A 21,361-nucleotide genomic window follows, 5' to 3' on the forward strand; every position below is an offset into this window, starting at 1 on the left:
TGCGCTTAATCGTTATAATCAAGAAAAAATGACACTTGTTAGGGGAGGCACCCCAACTTAGGACATCGTTCCTTTGTTGGGGTGCCTTCCTTTTTTTGTGTGCCTAAAAGGAGAGTAGACGTTGAAAAAATCAGGAAAACGTGTGAAGAAACAAGCGGAACAGCTAACCAAGGTGGTGCTGGCATTTGCATTATTATCACCTCAAGCCCTGTTGCTTGAATGGGGCGCAACGACGGTAATGGCTGAAACGGTTGAAACGATCGGGATTGTATCCGATACGTCCAGCATGAAGGCTGTACAGTCCTCCAAGGTGAAAGTGGAGATGAACAGTGACGGTAAATACAGAATTGTATTACTACCAAACACAAATGTATTTTACGGTGGTGATACAGGGAATGTATCCACCATTATCGACCACAACGGATCCCCTGTGAACTTCAAAACATTGCCGCTGAATTATTACCGAATTAACAATAATGTGATTGAAATGTCCCGGCAAAAGGACAATGTGGAATATATTTTGCGTGTATCTATCGTTAATGCTACCTCACAAGGTGGTTACATGAAGGTTGAACTGGAAGCTATTAACCGAAGTGGAACGGCACTAAATTTGGGTGGAACGTTTTATTGGGATACGATGGTGAATGGCAATGATGCATCTCCGTTTGAAGTCATAGAGAATGGATGGCGCAATTATAGTGGTGGTGTTCAGGTAACGGCTTTTTATGCCAATACGTACAATGTTGTGAATGCAGATCGCATATATATGGGCCAGTACAGCAGCCCAGACAGCGCCCAACTCACAGGAGGGTCTTCACCTTCAGCGTTCACTCCAGGCCAGACCGTTACGGCGAGTGATACAGCTGCACAATTTTGGTGGGACGCCAAGACAACAGCGAATCAGGCTTCACGTAAATTTTCAACCATTGTGGGGATTGGCCCCAAAAATGCTCCACCTTCATTTACCTTAACAGCACCCTCTTCGGGTCAAACCTATTACAAAGGCGAGCAACTTCAGATCTCTGGTACAACGCGAGATACGGATGTAGGCGACCTATTGACCGTGAAATGGTCCATTGATGGTGGGTCCGAGAACATTCTTACCCAGATGACCGCAACGGGTTCAAATCAGTCTTTCAACACCAATTACACATTGCCTGATACCCTGCCAGATGGCACACACACATTGCAAGTATGGGTCATGGATGACAAAGGTGGGGTATCCTCCGCAGGAACCGTTAACTTTACGGTAAGAAGTTTTGTTGTGCCCGGAACGCCGACATATTCATTGGTTAATTCTAATAACTTGACGGTAAATTGGGATAAGAAGGCGAATGATGTATCCGTTACGTATGAACTGAAGAATATGACCACGAATCAGATCGTGGATACAGGTGCGTCAAACAGTCGGCAAGTGACAGGGCTCACTCCGAATACCAGTTATTCTTTTGCTGTACGTGCCAAAAATTCAAGTGGTTCCTTCACGGGGTACTCCAGTCCATCCACCAAATATACATTGGCCAATCCACCCGCTGCTGCGGGTGTGACACAATCAGGCAACTCTGTTACAGCGAGTTGGAATAATAATAGTAACCCTGACGGCACTCATTACAAAACCGAAATACGCAGTCCAGGTGGGCAAGTCCTCGCAACGGGAACAACAACTTCCACACGTACAGCGTTTGCCCTGACCGGACTCGCGGACGGAAAATATGAAGTATTTGTTGCGGCACTGAATGGAGAAGGGATACAGACCCCATTTATATCCGCTGGAGAGATGATGAAAGATACGACGGGCCCAACTGCTCCTTCTGTTACACTCACGCCATCCTCATGGACCAAGGAAGATGTTCTCGTCACGGTTGAAGAGGGGAAAGATGTCTTAAGCGGAACTCAGAAGACTGAAGTGAAAGTTGGTCCGGCAGGAGAATGGCGTGAATACAGCGCTCCGTTTACCGTAAGCAGTGAAGGCAACACAACGGTTATGGCACGCAGTATTGATGCGTTTGGTAATACAGGACAGGAAACGGCTGTGACAGCCAGAGTAGATCGGACGGCACCAACGCCTCCCGTCATATCGTTGAACCCGCCGGAATGGACAAAAGCGCTGGTAATCGTGACATTAACGGAGGGTACGGACGAAGCAAGTGGCATTGGTCTGACACAGTATAAGCTGGGAAGTGAGGGAGAATGGATCGACTACAAGGCTCCTTTTACACTGAATGAAGAAGGGATAACCGAGATTTACGCACGAAGTGTTGACTGGGCCGCCAATGTCAGTGCTTCCACTTCAGCAACAGCCAGAATCGACAAGACTGGGCCTGAGCAACCAACGATTACGTTAAGTGAAGAGGATTGGACGAATCAGGATGTAACTTTTGCAATAAACAGTGGTGAAGATTCTGGCAGTGGGCTTGCCAAGAGCCAATATCGACTTAACAAAGAAGGTCCTTGGATCGATTACAAGGGCGAAGTGACGGTTGCCGATGAGGGAGAAACGATCATATATGCACGCTCACTTGACCGTGTAGGCAATATAAGCACGTCCGCTCAGGCTACAGTTCGAATCGACACGACAGCTCCAACCGAGCCGGTGATTCGTTTAAGTTCTTCTGGATGGAGTAAAGAACATGTGCAATTCACGATCGCTGGTAGTGTCGATGAACGAGCGATATCCTATGAATACAGCATAAATGATGCCCCGTATATGACAGGAAATAGCGGTACAGTTAGTACAAACGGCGCTACCACCATTCGAGCCCGAGCAAGAGATACCGTTGGTAATGTGAGCAAGGAAGTGAGTCGAATCGCCTATGTGGATCAGATGGCTCCCACGATTACATTTGCACCGAACGGACATGGCTGGACGGACATGGACATATCCACTACCATTCAGTATGCCGACGCCTACTCAGGCATTCAAGAACTGGAACGATTCTATCAAGTTACGAACAGTGCAGAATCACCGGATCATTGGCTTGAAGCTCGCTCTGACGAGCATAAAATATCCATCGAATCGGAAGGCATATGGTACATCCATGCCAAAACCATGGACAGAGCAGGTAATACATATGAGACAACATCATCACCTTACCATATTCAACGCAAGCCCGAGCAACCGAGTCATGTGAGAATGACACAGATTGCTGAGACATCAGCTGAACTTACAGTGGATTTGCCAACAGGGGGAAGGTATACCAATGGATATCAGTATGAGATAACGAATAAAACGACAGGACAGTCATGGACACTGGACTACCCTAACCACAGTATAATCGATCACTCTCTAAGCGGTGGTCAAGTCTATGAATATGAAGTTAAAGTGAGAAACCATACCGGAGTAAGTGATGCAGTAAGCGCTCAAGTATTATTGATCCCGGCAGCTCCCGGAACGTTGCATGTTCGAAAATTAGATTCCCAGCCGCATTTGGCCGAAATCCAATTTGATTCAGTACAGGGAGCAGATGCTTACCGCATCATTGCTGCAACTGCGGACGGTGTCACCGTGTTTGATCAGACGGTATCTGACCCTGCAAACCTACCCTATATCAGCAACCTCGTTCCAGGAACCATTCATAACATTTCGGTAACGGCAATGAATGAAAGTGGAGCAGGTGGAAGCAGTAGAACCGGATTCCTCACACTGCCGGCAATGCCCGGTGAGTTTATGGCCGTTCAAATTCAGGAGCATGATATTTCATTAGAATGGGAGACAGTGACTTCTGCAACGTATTATGGTCTTTCACGCGATGGAACAGCCATATATGAAGGAGAACAGACGGAGTATCTGGACTCGGGTCTGGATAGCGGAACGGAGTACAGCTATACGTTAATTGCCGGAAATGAGACAGGAACAGGACCGTTGGCAGGATTACCTTTGCTCAAGACTTTACCTGGGCAGGTGTCCGGCTTACAGGTATCAGATGCTTCCACAGGGAGCCTGCGACTGAATTGGGAAGCAGTACGTGGAGCCGATCGTTATGAGTTATGGTTGAATGGAGAGAAGTCGGGAACGGTTCCTGCCGGAACCCAGGAATGGATCTTTCCGGGACTGAGTTCAGGAACATCTTATCAACTGGATGTACAAGCAGTGAACGGAAGTGGACAGGGGATGCGAAGCTCAGTATCAGGAACAACACTACCAGAGAGCCCGTCGGGACTTCACGTTGTTCAAGTAACTGAACAGGGAGCAATTTTGAGCTGGGAACCTGTAGGTGGGGCAACGAAATATCGGGTGGACATCGATGGACAGAGCCATGAAATATCAGATACACAACTCGCAGTTCACCACCTGTCAAGCAGTCGTGAGTATACCTATGAAGTACAGGCGGGCAATGCTGCCGGGTACGGTGCATCCACCAGTAGTACAATCCTTACGCTACCTAGCAGGCCGGAAGGACTGAATGTCACATCGACTGATGAGACAAGTATGGGACTTACATGGCAAGCTGTAGATACGGCGAATCTCTATATTGTGAAAATCAATGGAACAGAAGTGGGCAGAACATCAGAACTGGCCTACACGGTTGAGGGATTATTGCCAGGTACAGAGTACGCTTTAGAAGTTCAGGCTACGAATGCTACTGGTCTAGGTGAGACAGCGCAGCTCATACGATTGTCCAAACCTGTGTCGCCTGCCGAAGTACTTGTTAATCCAGGAGTACATCATGCAAAAGTTTCCTGGTCTGTCGTGGAAGGTGCCGCTGAATACGTGATTGAGCAGAAGGGCAAGGAGATCTATAGAGGAATGGAGAATGAAGCAATGATTACAGGGCTCCAGGATGGAACCTGGCATCATTATCAACTATGGGCAGTCAACAGACAGGGAACCCGTTCTGAAGCCACGGATGTATCTCTGCTGACTTTGCCTGAGAAACCCGTTAAGGTTGCAGTATATGATGTGGCAAAAAACAGCCTGGGTCTGGATTTCAGTAACACTGGTGTCCAAGGGGCGAATCATTACGTCATTGAACGGGATGGAAGAGAGATCGCTCAGATGGATTCAAGTGAAACCCAATTTGTAGACAAGCATCTGTCGCCAGGAACGAAATACACTTATGTAATTCGGGCAGTCAATGCGAGTGGAACGAGTGGGCCGCTTACTTTCAGTGTAATGACTCAAACGTTGCCATTGATTGCAGAAAGTATAACAGTGAAAGCCGGAACACATGCGGTGGATCTGGCTTGGGATGTTGTTAAGGGAGCGGCTGCATATGAGATTCGTAATCAGGTAACGGGAGATGTACAGAGCGTCTCTGAACCGTCTGTACATCTCATTAGCATGCTGGATGGCACAGCGTATGAATTCGAACTCGTCGCGATTAATGAAGATGGTCATCGGTCAGAGTCTATTCAGATTCAGGTTTTAACAAAACCTATATCACCTCAGACGGCAGGCATAACACACATCACCGATCAGACTGCGGTGCTGGATCTGACTGGAAGCTCTACACGGGGAGCAGAGCAATTCATCATTATGCGGGATGGTGTTGAAGTCGCTAAGGTTCCAGCAGATCAAGCTTCATTTGAAGATCATGGACTGACACCAGGAGAGCATTACATGTATACCATCAAAACATCGAATGCAACGGGTGAGAGTGACACAGGTTTCGAAGTTCACGTGCGAACGTTGCCTGCGACCAATAATGAACCTTTACATGCAAGCATGATTGGGGAAAAGGAGGGATTGATCTCTTGGCCAAAGGTACAAGGTGCGGAGGGATATACCATACGTATCGGAGATCAGATGTTCACCACTATTGAAGAAGGGGATATCACAGAGGTGAGATTAACTCATCTGGAGAGTGCAACCCGATATGATCAGGTACAGATTATTCCTTATAATACGGCTGGTTCAGGAAGCCCAATGACCGTGACTCCTTTTTATACCTTGCCTCATGTTGATTCACTGGAAATGAAGATATACCCGGAGACAGACCATGCCAAATTGGAATGGGACTTCCCTTATGGGAACGAAACATTCGTTGTATTGCTGGATGGTACAGAAGTATACCGTGGCAAGCAAAAAGAGTTTATCGTTGATCAACTGGATGCAGGCAAGCAGTACCAGATTGAAATTTACACGGAGAATGATCAGGGAGATGTATCGGAGATGAAGGCGTATTCTGTCCTGACCAAGCCAGCAGCTCCTGTCAAAGTGGAGTATCATTCGGCGAAGGACCACATTCGTCTTCTATTGGAACAGAGCCGGGTTGAAGGTGCCGAGCAGTTCATCATTGAGCGTGACGGTGTGGAGGTTGCTCGTGTTCCTGCTGACGAACTGTTCTATGACGACAAGGAACTTGAACCGGGCGTGAACTACAGCTATACAGTCAAGACCATGAATGCTTCGGGCAGTAGTGATGGTGGTTATTACCTTCATGCAATGACTTTGCCCGGTAGTGCTGCTTCACCTCCTGTAGTAGAGGGACGTTCCATGGTTGGTGCAGACATTGTGTGGGAACTGATTCCTGGTGCTGCGGGTTATCGAATCTATCGAAATGAAGAGCTTGTGGGAACAACAACGGAGACATCAATACATGTGTCTGAATTAATCAGTGCAGAGCGTTATACTGACTTTGCAATCATTCCATTTAATGAGGCAGGGGAGGGTGAGGCGCTAAAGGTTCCGGAATTCGAGACGTTGCCTTCCGAGGAACTGACAGTAGCAGCCATAGCACAAGGTACTAATACGATTAAGCTAACTTGGGAACTGGATTCAATGAATGAGGTGATTGTGATCACCCATAAAGATCGTGAGATCTACCGTGGCACACAGCGCAGTTATGTATGGACAGGACTGAATGCCGAGCAGCATTATGAGGTGGTTGTATGGACGGAGAATTCAGCAGGTGAGAAAAGTGAAAGCAAACGGGCCGCAGCCATGACTTTTCCGTATCCACCATCGGCCTGGAGCGGTAGTGGTACAGCTTCAAATCCAGCAGATACTTTGGTAAAAGCCGATGAGGTGAGTTCACAACCTGAACCTTCTGATGAGCAACCTGAGTTACCTGCGAAAAAAAGTATCAAATTTATCGATATCAGTCAAACATTCAATAAAGATCAGATTACCTGGCTTGCGGAACAAAATATCATTCAAGGTGTAAGTGAAACTCGCTTCGAGCCACGCCGTCTGATCACGCGTGCAGAATTTACCGCATTAATCGTGCGTCTGATGGGTGTGGATACAACGGTTAATGAACAACAACATGGATTTCAGGATGTAAACGACGACGATTGGTTTGCTCCTGAGATTAAGGCAGCCGTTCACCATGAGATGGTCCAAGGTATGGGGAATAGGAAATTCGCTCCACATGCGCTGGTGACACGGGAACAGGCATCCAAGATTATAGCCAATGTTGTCCGTAAAATCAGACCGGAACCGCTGACTTCCCCAAGAGCGTTTACCGACCAGACTGATGTATCTGATTGGGCCAAAGAAGAAGTACAGGAACTTACAGGTTTGTACATGATTACTGGATATGAAGACGGCAGCTTCCGTCCCATGCAGCACTTAAGCAGATCCGAAGCTGCAGCGCTGATCTTCCGTTTAAATAAGCTGATTCAAGTTATGGATGAGAAGCGTACAGATCAAGTGGAGAAAGCGTCAGCGTTCGATCGTCATATCTAGATTGAATTGATTCTTACATGTGATACTGTAATCATCGGCAGTAACGACATTACCGCTTGATTGGTTTTTAATGTTATAATAGGTTGCCAATATGATAAAAAAGGGTAATGAACAATGGTGATGAATAATGAATAATAAATTTATCCGGATATATGAAGATATTGCAGATCGTATTCGGACCGGAGAGATTGAGGCAGGAACGCTGCTTCAATCGGAACTGGATCTATCGGAAAGTTATCAAACGTCTCGAGAGACTATTCGCAAAGCATTGAAAATGTTGTACGAAGAAGGTTATATTCAGAAGATTCAAGGCAAGGGCTCGATTGTACTGGACATACGCAAGATCGATTTTCCCATCTCAGGTCTGGTTAGCTTCAAGGAATTAGCCAAAAAAATGGGACATCGCGCTCAAACGTATGTGAAGGTTTTCGAGGAGCAACAAGTGGATCAGGCGTTGCACAGGAAAATTAACTTTGGTCTGAATGAACAGGTCTGGGAGATCAGACGTGTGCGCAAAGTGGATGGAGAGCATGTCATACTGGACAAAGATTACATTAGCCAGCGGCTTGTTCCTGGGCTCAGCAAAGAGATCTGTAATGATTCCATCTATCAGTACATTGAGCAAGAGCTGGGGCTTTCCATTTCGTTTGCCAAAAAAGAGATTTTGGTGGAAGAACCCACCGCTGAGGACAGGGAATTACTTGACCTTGAAGGTTTCCACAATGTAGTTGTGGTGAGGAGCCAAGTCTACCTGGAGGATGCCAGTCAATTTCAGTATACGGAGTCGAGGCATCGACCGGACAAGTTCAGATTTGTGGATTTTGCACGTCGCAGATAAGTTAATCAAGATCGATCAGAGAGTACCTTTCACTGCATTATTCAGTGGATAGGTACTCTCTTTGGTTATGAGGGAATCCGAAGATCGTCCATCAAGAACCGCTTAATGTCAATGTTCTTCCTGCATGTCGGAGCGTATGATCACAATATATACGAGGCCGAGGAGTGAGCGAATTGAATCACGTGACAGCAAAATCAAATGTTCGCATATGGGAAGAAACCAGAGATATTCCAACCTATGGTACAGGTAAACCGGACAAAAATCCGATGTTTCTTGAAAAGCGAATCTATCAGGGAAGTTCGGGTAAGGTGTACCCACATCCCGTGATCGACAGCATTGAAGATGAAGCAAAAATGAAGTCGTATCGATTAATTATTCTCGAAAATGAATATGTACGTATTGAGATGATGCCCGAACTGGGTGGACGGATCTATCGCGCGCTGGATCGGACCAACAACTACGATTTTGTATATTATAACCGGGTAATTAAACCTGCACTTGTGGGTCTGGCAGGGCCATGGATTTCTGGGGGAATCGAATTCAACTGGCCACAGCATCATCGGCCCAACACGTTTGGTCCAGTCGATTATACATTTGGCAGTAATGAAGATGGAAGCGCTACCGTGTGGGTGGGTGAGATTGATCGCATGTATGGTACCAAAATGACCGCTGGCTTCACATTACATCCCGGCAAAGCCTATCTTGAAATCCATGCCGAGGTATACAATCGCACCAGCACACCTCAAACTTTTCTATGGTGGGCCAACCCGGCTGTAGCCGTCAACGATCATACGCAATCCGTCTTTCCACCTGATGTAACGGCTGTGCTGGACCACGGAAAACGGGACGTATCCCGCTTTCCCATCGCAACGGGCACTTATTACAAGATGGACTATTCCGAAGGTGTGGATATCTCGCGCTACAAAAACATACCGGTTCCAACATCCTATATGGCGTATAAGTCGGATTATAATTTTGTAGGGGGTTATGACCACGGGGTTCAGGCAGGCCTGCTGCATGTAGCCAATCATCATATTTCTCCGGGCAAGAAGCAATGGACCTGGGGGAATGGGGAATTCGGGCAAGCCTGGGATCGCCAGTTAACGGACGAGGATGGACCTTATATTGAATTAATGACCGGCATCTATACCGATAATCAGCCTGATTTTACGTGGTTACAGCCCTATGAAGCGAAATCATTCTCGCAGTATTTTATGCCGTATAAAGGAATTGGTATGGTCAAAAATGCAACGATTGATGCAGCAGTTAATCTGGAAATGGACGAAACGACCGGAATGGTAACCGTGATGGTATATGCGACGTCGGTTTTTGAACAAGCGACCGTTGAAGTGATAGGACCAATCGCGGTATATCTCCATGAGAGATGTAATATCTCACCTACGGAACTATATAAGTCTTCATTCCTGTGGAGCGGACAAGATGAATGGTATCAATTGAAGTTAAGTGTTCGAACTGCGGAAGGTAAAGTACTTGTTACCTATCAGCCTGAAAGGTCTGAGATACAGGAAGTGCCCGATCCGGCGAAACCACTTCCGCTACCATCTGAGATTCTTACGAATGAACAACTATATCTGGCTGGTCTTCATTTGGAGCAATATCGGCATGCCACGTATGAACCAGAACCTTATTATCTGGAAGGTTTGAAGCGTGATGCAACGGATATCCGTCTAAACATTGCGTATGGCACATTGCTGCTACGTAGAGGTCTGTTACAAGATGCAGAGAAGCATTTCAGACATGCCGTACAATCGTTGACGTGGAAAAATACGAATCCATATGATAGTGAAGCATTTTACCAACTCGGTCTGAGTTTGAAACTACAGGGGAAACAGGAAGAAGCCTACGCAGCACTGTATAAAGCCGTATGGTCTGCACAGTATCAGGATACAGGTTATTACATGCTTGCTCAGATCGATACGGCGTTACATCGGGACATCGAAGCGTTGGATCACATCGAACGTTCGCTGATTCGCAACACCAGAAATTATAAGGCTCGGCATCTGAAGGTGGCTCTGTTACGCAGAATGGGTCAAGATAAACAGGCGATCCAATATGCGCGTGAGACATTGGAACTGGACCCGGTTGATTTTGGAGCCGCACATGAATTAGTCCTGATCTACAGCGGAGTAACTGCACCTTCAGAGAGAGAACAAGCGGAGCAAGCACGTGAGCATTTCCATCGTCTGATGCGAGGAGACGTTTATAATTATCTGAATGTAGCCGCGGATTATGCGGATAGTGGGTTGTGTGAAGAAGCACTTACGGTACTCTCCTATGTTGAATCCGAAAATTCACGGCCGTATCCTATGGTTGGTTATGCTCAGGCCTACTTGTATCGTCAGCTGGGGGATGTTGAGCAGGCCCGGGAATGTCTAAGACAAGGGAGAGCTGCTCCAACGGATTATTGTTTTCCTAATACGTTATTTGAATTCATGGTGCTTCAGGATGCATTGGCAGTGGATTCGAATGATGCGCGTGCTCACTATTACCTGGGAAATTGGTTATATGATCATAAACGATACGAGGAAGCAATCACCCATTGGGAAACTTCACGCGAGGTGGATGCTGCATATTCGACTGTACATCGGAATCTGGGACTGGCTTATTATAACAAGTCGAATCGGCCCGATCTTGCACTGGCATCATTGGAGGAAGCTTTCCGGTTGGATTCGCAAGATGCAAGGATCTTCTACGAGTTGGATCAGCTGCGCAAGAAGGTGGGGTATTCCTGCGAGCATCGAATCAAACAGCTGGAACAACATATGGAGTTGGTTCACCACCGTGACGATCTGTACATTGAGTGGGTAACTTTATTGAATATGCAGGGTAGCCATCAAGAAGCATGGAATGCCCTTCAGACCCGGCGGTTTCATCCATGGGAGGGTGGAGAAGGCAAGGTAACTGGACAATATGTTACGGCACTGACGGAACTGGCGAAGCGAAATCTGGAGAAACAACAACCTGAACTGGCATTGGAGCTGTTGAAGAAGGCTTTGGTTTACCCGGAGAACTTAGGTGAAGGTAAATTGGAGGGAGCCGGAGACAACCCAGTTTACTTTTATCTTGGCTGTGCCTACCAGCAACTGAAGAATAATCAGGCGGCAGAGGAGAATTTCCACAGAGCATCCATCGGTTTGAATGAACCGGCAAGCGCGATGTTTTATAATGATCAACCGCCGGAATCCATCTATTATCAGGGTCTGGCCTGGCAGAAGCTTGGCAGTGTGAAGGAAGCCAACCGACGCTTTAACAAACTCATTGACTATGCGGAAAGACATATGCATGATCACATCCGAATGGATTATTTTGCGGTATCTCTGCCCGATTTCCTAGTGTTTGACGATGATCTCAACCAGCGTAATGAAGAACATTGCCGATACATGCGAGCATTAGGTCTTCTGGGGCTGGGTCGGACGAGTGAAGCCAAACTTGAGTTGGAGCGGGTATTGGAGAAAAACCCGAATCATCAAGGGGCAATCATCCATCGATAATTGATAATCGTTTCAACACAACCCATTTATATCGAAGGAGTTATATAACGCATGAATGATAATATAGCAGGTAGCCAGATTTGTTTCATATTGGATGCGGAAGATAAAGAGATTCGTGCGGGTCGCATGACTGGCAGTGGAGGCAAAAACCCACGAGGGGAATCGTATGATTTTACCAACTATTATATGACTCGTAATGCTAAACCTCATATTCCCGTGGTAGGTGAATTTCACTTCTCCAGATTCGCTTACTTACATTGGGAAGAAGAATTACTGAAGATGAAGGCAGGCGGAGTGAACATCGTCGCTTCGTATGTTTTCTGGAATTTTCACGAGGAGCAGGAAGGGGAATTTAATTGGTCAGGAAATCTGAATTTGCGGCACTTTGTGGATCTGTGTGGCAAACATGAACTGCCTCTGATCGTGCGAATTGGTCCATTCTGTCATGGGGAAGTGCGTAATGGTGGAATGCCGGATTGGTTGTTCAGTTATCCATTCGAAGTCAGGTCGAACGATGAAGGATATCTGCATTACGCCAAGCGATTATATCGGGAGATTGCCCGTCAACTCAACGGTTGTTTTTATCAGGAGGGTGGCCCCGTAATAGCCTTACAGTTGGAAAATGAGTATATGCACGCTGGGGCACCTATGGATGCCTGGGGTTACACACGTGAAAAATACATTTCCTCTGGCCGGGACGGTCGTGAACATCTGAAGGTGCTTCGCGGTATTGCCGAAGAAGTCGGTATGCACCCCATGTTCTATACTGCCACGGCCTGGGGTAATGCTGCGGTGCCTGAAGAAGGAACGCTGCCTATGCTTGCGGGGTATGCGTACACACCATGGATTCCCAATCAGCCTCCAAGCCGAGAGTATTTATTCCAGGATCTGCATATGAATCCTGTTGAAGTAGTGGATTATGACAGTCTGGAGTATCCTGCGGCGTATTGCGAACTAGCTGGTGGCATGCAGGTCAGTTATCACGCTCGGCCGGTTGTAGATGCGGACAGTGTTGAGGCGATGACCATTGTGAAGCTGGCAAATGGCAGTAATCTGGTTGGATATTATATGTATCACGGTGGAACCAATCCGGTAGGGCAAAAAACGTATATGAACGAACAGGCATTGCCTAAAATGACGTATGATTACCAAGCTCCGCTCGGAGAGTTTGGACGTATTGGTGAATCGTATGACCGCATTCGAACCTTGTCAATGTTTCTGGAAGCATACGGTGAGCTGCTTGCGCCAATGGGCAGTGTTATACCGGAAGAGCAACATTCGATAACACCGGAGAACATGATGGATCTGCGCTGGTCTGTTCGTCAACAAGAAGGCTCAGGATTCCTGTTCATGAATAATTATCAGGATCATGTGGCGTTGCCTGATCGAGATATACAATTGGAGCTGCATACCGGCAAAGGGACTGCTTTATATCCAAGAGAAGGCACGATGCAGCTAAAATCCGGTATGGCAGCCATTCTGCCTTTCCATATGAATCTGAATGGAATGAAGATCATTAGTGCTACCGTTCAGCCACTGACCCGGTTTATGGTAAATCAGGAGCTTACGGCTGTCTTTTACGCTCATGAAGGCATGAAGCCTGAGTATGTTATGGATATATCGTCTGTTACGAATGTGGATATGCCCGAAGGTGCCGTTTCCGAGCAGGGTAATGAAGTTATTATTCACCCGATGGCTGGCATGGACCATCATCTGCGTATCACAACATCGGTCGGTACGGTCATACGTATCATTACATTGACCCGTGAAGAGGCATTGCATGCCTACCGTTTCCGTGTGGGAGGAGAAGAGAGACTTGTGATTAGCAGCAGTCATCTGTATGTGCAGAATGAGATGCTCATATGCAACTCCCTGGAGCAAACAGAGTTTGAGGTATCCTTCTATCCGGCTCCAGAGCATGTTTCACCTTCTAAATATGCTGTGTCATCCCGGTCAAAGCGGGGAATATTCGGTACGTACACATTCCAGGTTTCGCCTTACGAGCCGGCTGTAGAGGTTGATTATCCGAAAGAGTATGCAGCAACATTGAGATTGGATACAGCGTGGCCGGAACAAGTAGATGACGTATGGGTTGAGATTGATTATGAAGGAGACGTTGCAGCAGCGCATATTCATCATCAGATGTTAACAGATCATATTCACTATGGGCATAGCTGGATGCTTGGTTTGAAGCAATCCCGTCATTTGCTAGCCGATCACGAGCTTCGTCTTTCCATAACTCCAATTCGAAGAGGAACGATCAAGAGTTATGTGAATCAGGCTTATGTGGAGCGGTTTGAGGGCGTGGAGATTGGGAAGTTTAATGAGATTCGGGTAAGACCACATTACCGGGTTGGGTTGATATTGGCGGGAGTTAGGGAAGACACTTAGTCTAAATCAAAGAGTACAAGAGTTAACTGACATTTAAAAATAAAGAGGGTTCTTTCTCCGAACGATTGTGAGGGGAGAGAACCTTTTTATTGCTGTGTGGTGTAAAAAGAAAAGATTGCTATTCAATGGTAAAAAAGACTTGCTTAGTAAGCGTTTTCATTTTATTATAAATTCATAACCTTATCGATAAAGTTTATTTATGGAGAATTGCATAACTTAATAAGGTTACTTATTGTTTGTTTACTAACAATAAAACTTCTATTACCACCGATTTTAGTTAACTTATTGCCTAGAGCTGGGTTAATTGAAATAAAAAAAACAAATACAGGAGGTTCCAAACGAATGGTTAATCTGAAAAAGTGTACCATCTTCACGGTTATTGCTGCTCTTATGTTCATGGTATTAGGGAGTGCAGCACCCAAAGCATCTGCTGCCACAGGATTTTATGTAAGCGGTAATAAGTTATACGATTCCACAGGCAAGGCTTTTGTCATGAGAGGTGTTAATCACGGACATTCCTGGTTCAAAAATGATCTGAATACCGCTATTCCTGCAATCGCCAAAACAGGTGCCAATACGGTACGCATTGTTCTTTCGAATGGTAGCCTGTACACCAAAGATGATCTGAACGCTGTTAAAAATATTATTAATGTGGTTAACCAAAATAAAATGATAGCTGTACTTGAAGTGCATGACGCCACAGGGAAAGATGATTATAATTCGTTGGATGCGGCAGTGAACTACTGGATTAGTATTAAGGAAGCTTTGATAGGCAAAGAAGATCGGGTAATCGTCAACATCGCCAATGAATGGTATGGAACGTGGAATGGAAGTGCGTGGGCTGATGGTTACAAAAAAGCCATTCCGAATCTCCGTAATGCGGGAATCAAAAATACGCTAATTGTGGATGCAGCCGGATGGGGACAGTTCCCTCAATCCATCGTGGATTATGGACAAAGTGTATTTGCAGCCGATTCTCAAAAGAATACCGTCTTCTCCATTCATATGTATGAGTATGCTGGCAAAGATGCTGCAACGGTCAAAGCCAATATGGAGAATGTGCTGAACAAAGGATTGGCTCTGATCATTGGTGAATTCGGGGGATATCACACAAACGGTGATGTGGACGAGTATGCCATCATGAGATATGGTCAGGAAAAAGGGGTAGGCTGGCTTGCTTGGTCCTGGTACGGAAACAGCTCTGGTCTGAACTATCTGGACATGGCCACAGGTCCGAACGGAAGCTTAACGAGCTTTGGCAACACCGTAGTTAATGATACCTATGGTATTAAAAACACTTCCCAAAAAGCGGGGATTTTCTAATCCACCGATGAAACAGGAACACTCTGACGGTTACGTCAGGGTGTTTTTTTAATAAAATAGCTCAATCTATGATGGCTTTTGAATATTTCCGTTTTGTTTTAAAATATTTTGTTTTCAAAATAAAACAAAGATGTTAAACTCGGATTAGGAATAAAACAAACATTATCGGAGGGAAACAAATGGTACAGAGTTTATGGAATGCATCGCAGGCATCTGAGAAAACAACAGGACTTGAGCAGTTGGTTTACCGATCCAATCTGATTGGATCTGATCGCAGTGTATGTAACATCTACGGTGGTAATACGTCTACCAAAACGACAGTGAAGGATTTTCGTGGTCGTGATGTAGAAGTAATGTATGTGAAGGGAAGCGGCTCTGATCTGGGTTCCATGGAAGCGAAACATTTTACCGGACTTGGGCTTGAAGACATTCGACCATTAATTGAACGTGAATCCATGTCGGATGAAGAGATGGTTGAATATCTGGGACATTGCATGATTGATGCCAAGCACCCGCGTGCCTCCATCGAGACTCTGCTGCATGCGTTCCTTCCATATAAACATGTGGATCATACACACCCGGATGCGATTATCAGCCTGTGTTGTGCGCATAACGGCAAGGAATTGGCGAAAGAGATCTACGGTGATCGATTTGTATGGGTGCCTTACGTACGTCCAGGGTTTACGTTATCTAAAATGATTGCTGAAAGCGTATTCTCGAATCCCGATGCCGAACTCGTACTGATGGAAAAACACGGACTTGTCACTTGGGGTGAAACATCCGAGGAATGTTACGCTCAAACGATCAAGATTATCAATGAAGCAGAAGCTTTCATCGAAGCACGAGTGAACGAAGAAAGTTTATTTGGTGGTGTGAAACACCCGGCACTTGCCGCTGATGTTCGTCGTCAGATCGTATCACGTGTGATGCCAACGATTCGTGGAGCGGTATCGGATAGTAAAAAAATGATTTTATCCTTTGATGATCAAGAGGACGTACTTACTTTTGTGGGCGGAGCAGATTCCCCGGAATTGTCTCAGGTGGGTGCAGCTTGCCCGGATCATCTGGTACATACCAAAGTGGTACCTCTGTTCATCGATTGGACACCGGATGCCGAAGATATCGAAGGCTTAAAAGCCAAGCTGGTAGAAGGTGTGGCTGCTTACAAAGAGCAATATCAACAGTATTTTGAGAGCAACAAAAACGAAGGTGATGTCATGTTCGAAGCGGCACCGCGCGTTATCCTCATTCCAGGTGTGGGCATGATCAACACAGGCAAGAGCTGGGCGCTTTCCCAAGTAAGCGGAGCGTTGTATCACAGAGCGATTGCTGTTATGCGTGGAGCTACTAGCTTGGGTCAATTTGTATCACTCAGCGCAAACGAGTCTTACAATGTGGAGTACTGGCCGCTGGAATTGTATAAATTGTCTCTGGCTCCGGCCGAAACCGAATTCTCCCGCAAAGTGGCGTTTATCACAGGCGGCGCAGGTGGTATCGGAAGTGAAACAGCACGCAGATTGGTATCTGAAGGCGCACATGTGGTGCTTGCTGATCTCAACCTGGAGGGCGCACAGAAGGTAGCACAGGAAATTAATGATCAATACGGTGCGAACCGTGCTTATGCGCTGAAAATGGACGTAACCGATGAGGAAGCCGTTCAATCTGCGTATGCAGATGTTGTGGTGCAATATGGCGGAGTGGATATCATCGTGAACAATGCGGGACTAGCGACATCAAGCCCATTTGACGAAACGTCCCTGAAGGAATGGAACCTGAACATGAATGTACTGGGTACAGGGTATTTCCTTGTGGCTCGTGAAGCGTTCAAGCTGATGAAACAGCAGGGTATTGGGGGAAGCATGGTATTTATCGGTTCCAAGAACTCGGTGTATGCAGGTAAAAGTGCTTCTGCTTACAGCTCAGCGAAAGCGCTGGAAGCACATCTGGCACGTTGTATTGCAGCAGAAGGTGGAGAGTATGGCATTCGTGTCAACACGATTCTTCCAGATGCCATTCTACAGGGTTCAGCAATCTGGAACGGTTCCTGGAGAAATGAACGAGCAGCTGCATATGGAATTGAACCGGATCAATTGGAAGAGTATTATCGCAAACGGACGACATTGCTCGTGAATATCTATCCAAGAGATATTGCGGAAGGAATTGCATTCTTTGCTTCTTCGAAATCCGAAAAAACAACCGGTTGCATGATGACCATTGATGGCGGTGTACCGGCAGCATTTACACGTTAAAATAGGAGGGTTCTTGCGGATGGATAACCAAGTCAAGCAAGCGTATGAAGCAGCCAAGGCATTGTATGCCCAACACGGAATAGATACGGACGAGGTGCTGAACAAACTCGCGGAGATCAAAGTATCCGTACACTGCTGGCAAGGCGATGATGTCAAAGGTTTTCTGAATAAAGATGGAGAGTTAACAGGGGGTATTTCCGTTACAGGTCAATATCCGGGGGCTGCGACCACACCAGCAGAACTTCGTAACGATCTGGAGCAAGCTTTTGCACTGATTCCCGGCAAACACAAGGTCAATCTGCACGCGATTTACACGGATACAGACGAGCAGGTTGAACTGGATCAGATTGAGCCAAAGCATTATGAGAACTGGGTGAAGTGGGCCAAAGAACAAGGACTCGGTCTGGACTTCAACCCAACATGTTTTTCCCATGAAAAATCAAGTGACGGGTTCACGCTCAGTCATCCAGACCCTGAAATTCGCAAGTTCTGGATTGATCACTGTAAGGCATCCCGCCGGATTGGTGCTTACTTCGGGGAACAGCTTGGTCAGACTTGTGTAACCAATGTATGGGTACCGGACGGATTCAAGGATAATCCGGTTGATCGGTTGACACCACGCAAACGTCTCAAAGAATCGCTGGATGAAGTATTCGCCGAATCACTTAACCCGGAGCACAACCTGGACGCGGTAGAGAGTAAGCTGTTTGGTCTGGGTTCGGAAGCATATGTGGTAGGTTCTCATGAATTTTATATGGGTTACGGTTTGCAAAATGATACGTTGATCTGTCTTGATGCGGGTCATTTCCATCCAACAGAGGTGATTTCCAATAAACTGTCGTCCTTGTCATTGTTTACAAGTGGCATCCTGCTTCACGTAAGCCGCCCGATGCGTTGGGATAGTGACCATGTGGTAATCATGGACGATGAGCTGCTGGAAATAGCCCGTGAACTGGTTCGACATGATCTGCTTGCGACCACACATATTGGACTGGATTTCTTTGATGCAAGTATTAATCGTGCAGCTGCATGGGTTGTGGGTACTCGCAACACGATCAAAGCCCTTCTCCGTGCGATGCTGGAACCGGTGGATGCCTTGAAACAAGCCGAGTTGGAAGGGGATTACACGTTGCGCCTTGCCTTAACGGAAGAGTTCAAATCCTATCCATTTGGCGCGATCTGGGACTACTATTGTGCTCAGCAAGGCGTTCCAGTCCGTGAAAAGTGGATCACCGATATCAAAACCTATGAACAAGACGTATTACTACAGCGTGATAAATCATTGGTGTAAGCGCATTTAATTTTCGTATACGAAATAGTCGTGAAATAAACATTGCATGCTTCATAATTTAAAGGCAACATTTTATTAACCACTGCGGAACGAAATTTCCGTGGTGGTTTTTTTGGCATAATTAATCTGAAATGAATTAAGTAGGGCGATTACTTCCATACTAGGAACATTGAATCCGTATTGCACAAGTTTGCACGCAAAGGAGGAGTAATAGCGTTGAATCTAGCCCATAACAAACTGTACATTGCTGCACTTGGCGGCGTGAATGAAATAGGAAAGAATATGTATTTTATTCAGTATAATCAGGATATTATCGTGATTGACTGTGGTTCGAAATTTCCGGATGAGACCTTGCCGGGGATTGATCTGATCATCCCGGATGTAACCTATCTGTTGGAGAATCTGGATAAAGTGAAGGCTCTTGTAGTTACTCACGGACATGAAGATCATATCGGAGGCATTCCCTATTTATTAAAACAAATGAACATCCCTGTATATGCTTCCAGACTTACACGCGGATTAATTGAACTTAAACTGAAAGAGCATGGCCTGCTGCGCAAGGCTGACTTGAATACGATCGATGCCAAGTCTACCATTACACTGGGAAGTATCGAGGTTTCCTTCTTTGCAACCAGTCATAGTATTCCGGACTGTCTAGGGATTTTCTTCCAGACACCAGTCGGTAATGTGGTACATACCGGGGATTTCAAATTTGATATGTCTCCGGTTAGCGGACCATTCCCGGATCTCCATCGGATGGCAGAGATAGGAAAACAGGGTGTTCATGTTTTGCTCTCCGAGAGTACCAACGCCGAAAGACCTGGATTCACACCATCTGAACGTGTAGTTGGAGATCACATTCTGGATGCTTTCATTCGCGCAAAAGAAAAAGTGTTTATTTCCACCTTTGCATCAAATGTCAGCAGGGTACAACAGATTGTCAATGCAGCATTCGAGACAGGGCGCAAACTTGCACTGCTGGGTCGAAGTATGGTGAACGTGGTATCGGTTGCGAGTGAATTGGGTTATTTGCAAGTTCCCGACGGATTGTTAATTGATGCCATAGACGCCAATCAGTATCCACCTGATCAAGTGGTTATATTATGTACTGGAAGTCAAGGTGAGGCCATGGCTGCACTGTCTCGATTGGCAACAGGCAAACATCCTCATTTAAGAGTGGAGGCTGGAGATACCGTTATTATTGCAGCTGGTGCGATTCCGGGCAATGAACGCAATTTGGCTCATGTCATTGATAATCTGTATGTTCTGGGTGCACGCGTAATTTACGGTTCAAGTGGTGCAGCAGGGATGCACGTGTCTGGGCACGGGAGTCAGGAAGAACTTAAATTGATGCTGACACTCATGAAACCGGATTATCTGATACCAATCCATGGGGAGTTCCGCATGTTGTACCAGCACAGACTGCTTGCCGAGTCCGTAGGTATAGAGCGTGATCATGTCTTTATTGTGAATAACGGAGATATGGTTCAATACAAAGACGGCGTGGCTTCTCATGGTCCCAAAATAACATCGGGGAACAGTCTCGTGGATGGTCTGATCATCGGCGACGTAGGTAATATTGTACTGCGTGATCGCAGGCAATTATCCTCTGACGGGATGCTGGTGATTGTCACTACACTGAGCAAGACGGAGAAACAGATGGTGGCATCACCCGAAATCATCTCCAGGGGGTTTGTGTTTGTGAAGGATTCGGAAGAATTTATGAAGGAAATCCATGGATTGGTTCTAAGCAGGATGGATGAGTTAACCGGTGCGGGTGTGAATCAGTGGAATGTGATGAAAAGAAAGCTGAAGGATGATATCGGCCACTATATCTATGCTCAAACAAAGCGAAGACCCATGATCTTGCCTATTATTATTGAAGTTTGAGTTATCGGAAGTAGCGAGTGTTTTTGTGTTAGTGATCTGAGCATAAAGTGTATATGAAAGCTTAACAGCCTGATGAATGTGGGATCATACTTCTGTATGAACGTCACATTGCCATCGGGCTTTTGCTATTTCATCGGAGTTAAACAACACGATGTACAATACACGGAGTTGAATCAAATTCGCCATGGGTTTGCGATCGAAGTATAATAAAAGGTAAAACAGTTAATGAAAATAAGA

General features: G+C 46.1%; 8 protein-coding genes. All 8 read left to right on the forward strand.

Going from position 1 to position 21,361, the window contains the following annotated elements:
- The first annotated feature begins 121 nt into the window (after positions 1–121).
- Positions 122–7,630 (forward strand): fibronectin type III domain-containing protein, encoded by a 7,509-nt coding sequence (locus tag J2X75_RS05745; RefSeq protein WP_310334894.1) that lies wholly within the window; start codon positions 122–124, stop codon positions 7,628–7,630.
- 127 nt (positions 7,631–7,757) lie between these two features.
- Positions 7,758–8,468 (forward strand): trehalose operon repressor, encoded by a 711-nt coding sequence (gene treR, locus J2X75_RS05750; protein WP_310334897.1) that lies wholly within the window; start codon positions 7,758–7,760, stop codon positions 8,466–8,468.
- Positions 8,469–8,641: 173 nt separating this feature from the next.
- Positions 8,642–11,980 (forward strand): DUF5107 domain-containing protein, encoded by a 3,339-nt coding sequence (locus J2X75_RS05755; RefSeq protein ID WP_310334900.1) that lies wholly within the window; start codon positions 8,642–8,644, stop codon positions 11,978–11,980.
- A gap of 51 nt (positions 11,981–12,031) precedes the next feature.
- Positions 12,032–14,371, forward strand: coding sequence for a beta-galactosidase (locus J2X75_RS05760; protein ID WP_310334902.1), 2,340 nt, complete (start codon positions 12,032–12,034; stop codon positions 14,369–14,371).
- A 390-nt stretch (positions 14,372–14,761) separates the two neighbouring features.
- Positions 14,762–15,694 carry a glycoside hydrolase family 5 protein gene (locus J2X75_RS05765; protein WP_397383493.1) on the forward strand — a complete coding sequence of 311 codons (933 nt, stop codon included), beginning with the start codon at positions 14,762–14,764 and terminating at the stop codon, positions 15,692–15,694.
- Positions 15,695–15,873: 179 nt separating this feature from the next.
- Positions 15,874–17,943 carry a bifunctional aldolase/short-chain dehydrogenase gene (locus J2X75_RS05770; protein WP_310334907.1) on the forward strand — a complete coding sequence of 690 codons (2,070 nt, stop codon included), beginning with the start codon at positions 15,874–15,876 and terminating at the stop codon, positions 17,941–17,943.
- A 19-nt stretch (positions 17,944–17,962) separates the two neighbouring features.
- On the forward strand, positions 17,963–19,234 hold the full coding sequence (gene rhaA / locus J2X75_RS05775; protein WP_310334910.1) for an L-rhamnose isomerase: 1,272 nt from the start codon (positions 17,963–17,965) through the stop codon (positions 19,232–19,234).
- A 216-nt stretch (positions 19,235–19,450) separates the two neighbouring features.
- On the forward strand, positions 19,451–21,124 hold the full coding sequence (locus tag J2X75_RS05780; protein WP_310334912.1) for a ribonuclease J: 1,674 nt from the start codon (positions 19,451–19,453) through the stop codon (positions 21,122–21,124).
- The last annotated feature ends 237 nt before the right edge of the window (positions 21,125–21,361 follow it).

The sequence above is a fragment of the Paenibacillus sp. 2003 genome, assembly GCF_031455635.1.
Classification (GTDB): Bacteria; Bacillota; Bacilli; order Paenibacillales; family Paenibacillaceae; genus Paenibacillus; species Paenibacillus amylolyticus_B.